The following is a 1,955-nucleotide window of genomic DNA, read 5'->3' on the forward strand; positions in this document are numbered from 1 at the left end:
CTTGTTAAATCGTCCCGAGGGCCTGAACCAACTACACACGGAATAAATATGTCTGAGACCTTCACTATCGTAGGCGTTGGTCTTACATCGTCATCAGTCGGTGTAACCTTTGCCACGCTGTTTCCGGAGGCGACTCCAGCAGTGATGCTCGGATCACTCGCCGGAACTGCGCTATACGTTCTGACCTCAGATCCCCATCAACTCTGGAAGCAGGCTATCTTTGCGCTGATATCGTTTATCAGTGGCGTGTTCTTCTCCGTGCCCATGGCAAAAATCATGGCCGGAATCATCAACACGCCGTTAAGCCTGATGAAGCCACCGGCCAGCATTGAGGTATCGCCAGCTGTCGGTGCAATTGTCACTGCTTCCATTTCCGTGGCAGTCCTGCTGCGTATTCTCCGCAAATCCAAAAGCGGGAAGATGCCGGGGCTGGGGGAGGAAGATAAATGACATGGCAACTTCTTCTGATGGATGCAAACGCCATAGTTTGCCTGTTAATCATGGTCAGGCTGATGTTTTTCCGGAAAGAGGGAAAGCGTCATCGCCTGAGTGTCGCGGTACTGGCCTACCTGGTCATACTTGCCGCCGGATTCAACGCCTTCAACATACTGCTCGGCCACTACGTACAGGTTAACCTCGGAGATCTGCTGCTGAACTCCGTCATTTGCATGGCGGTGTGGCTGGCGCGTGGAAACCTGGCGAAGGTCGTTATAACGGAGTAGTCCATGCAAACCAGCGAAAAGGGCGTTGCCCTGATCAAAGAGTTCGAAGGCTGCAAACTCACCGCCTACCAGGACAGCGTCGGCGTCTGGACGATCGGCTATGGCTGGACTCAGCCTGTCGACGGAAAACCGATCCGCGCTGGGATGACAATTAAGCAGGAAACGGCAGAGCGCCTGCTGAAGACCGGACTTGTCAGCTACGAAAGCGACGTATGCCGCCTGGTTAAAGTCGGCCTGACTCAGGGGCAATTCGACGCCCTGGTGTCGTTCACGTACAACCTCGGCGCCCGGTCACTGTCGACATCGACCCTTCTGCGAAAACTCAACGCCGGTGATTACGCCACCGCAGCCGATGAGTTCCTGCGCTGGAATAAAGCTGGCGGTAAAGTCCTGAATGGGCTGACCCGTCGGCGTGAGGCGGAGCGCGCTCTGTTTCTGTCGTGATTAGCGCACTGGTTAAGCGTTACTGGCTGCAACTGATTGTGGTGGCGGTAATCTGCGTGCTGGTGTTCTTCGTGAACCACTACCGCGACAACGCCATCACCTACAAAGACCAGCGCGATAAGGCCACTGAGAATCTCCGCCTGGCTAACGACACCATCAAAGACATGCAGACCCGCCAGCGTGATGTCGCTGCACTGGATGCCAAATACACGAAGGAATTGTCCGATGCGAAAAAAACCATTAACGATTTGCGTCGGGATGTCGATTCTGGTGCTAAACGGCTGCGCATCGCCGCAACCTGCCCTGGAGTGTCCAAAGCCACCTCAGCCCCCGGCGTGGATGATGCAGGATCCCCCGAACTTACTCCAGACGCTCGACGGAATTATTTCGATCACCGGGACGGAATCGCAACCGCTGACAAAATGATTCGCGGCATGCAGGACTACATAAAAGAGCAGTGCTTAAAGTGAGGTAATTATGGCATTAGAAGGCAGTCAAAACCCGTCCAAGTTCCGTGAGGAATGGGATAATCAGACCGAAAATAAGTAGGTCGTTTCAGAAGCTCTTCACTGAGGGGCTTCGATAATGATCTGTGTAACCCCGCAAGGATGGTGATCTCATCTTGCTGACGGGTAAGCCGTAAGTGGCTAAGCACTTCTGAGAAGCAGGGCAACAGCTGCGACAAGGCAAAGAGGTAATCATGTCAGACATCTATCAAATCACCCTAACCACCCAAACAGGCGAAACCTTCACGGGCAAGATGTCACGACGTCAGCCTGAGCTGGTTAA

General features: G+C 53.8%; 4 protein-coding genes. All 4 read left to right on the top strand.

Translation table 11 applies throughout. The annotated features are described in order from the left end of the window. The first annotated feature begins 48 nt into the window (after nt 1–48). Genes ACOTZF_RS25145 through ACOTZF_RS25160 form a run of 4 tightly spaced genes read left to right on the top strand, consistent with a single transcriptional unit; the run spans nt 49 to nt 1,636 of the window. Complete coding sequence (locus ACOTZF_RS25145) at nt 49–450, top strand: putative holin (protein ID WP_001514183.1); 402 nt, start codon at nt 49–51, stop codon at nt 448–450. After that, nucleotides 447–722 (top strand): phage holin family protein, encoded by a 276-nt coding sequence (locus ACOTZF_RS25150; RefSeq protein ID WP_001514184.1) that lies wholly within the window; start codon nt 447–449, stop codon nt 720–722. The genes ACOTZF_RS25145 and ACOTZF_RS25150 overlap by 4 nt, the downstream gene beginning before the upstream one ends. Before the next feature lie 3 nt (nt 723–725). Then, complete coding sequence (locus ACOTZF_RS25155; protein ID WP_126347862.1) at nt 726–1,166, top strand: lysozyme; 441 nt, start codon at nt 726–728, stop codon at nt 1,164–1,166. Beyond that, nucleotides 1,163–1,636: a lysis protein gene (locus tag ACOTZF_RS25160; RefSeq protein WP_129317991.1), complete on the top strand. Its 474-nt coding sequence runs from the start codon at nt 1,163–1,165 to the stop codon at nt 1,634–1,636. Before ACOTZF_RS25155 ends, ACOTZF_RS25160 begins: the two co-directional genes overlap by 4 nt. Nucleotides 1,637–1,955 lie beyond the last annotated feature (319 nt).

Source organism: Enterobacter cloacae complex sp. SHL021 (assembly GCF_049237765.1).
Lineage (GTDB): Bacteria > Pseudomonadota > Gammaproteobacteria > Enterobacterales > Enterobacteriaceae > Enterobacter > Enterobacter cloacae.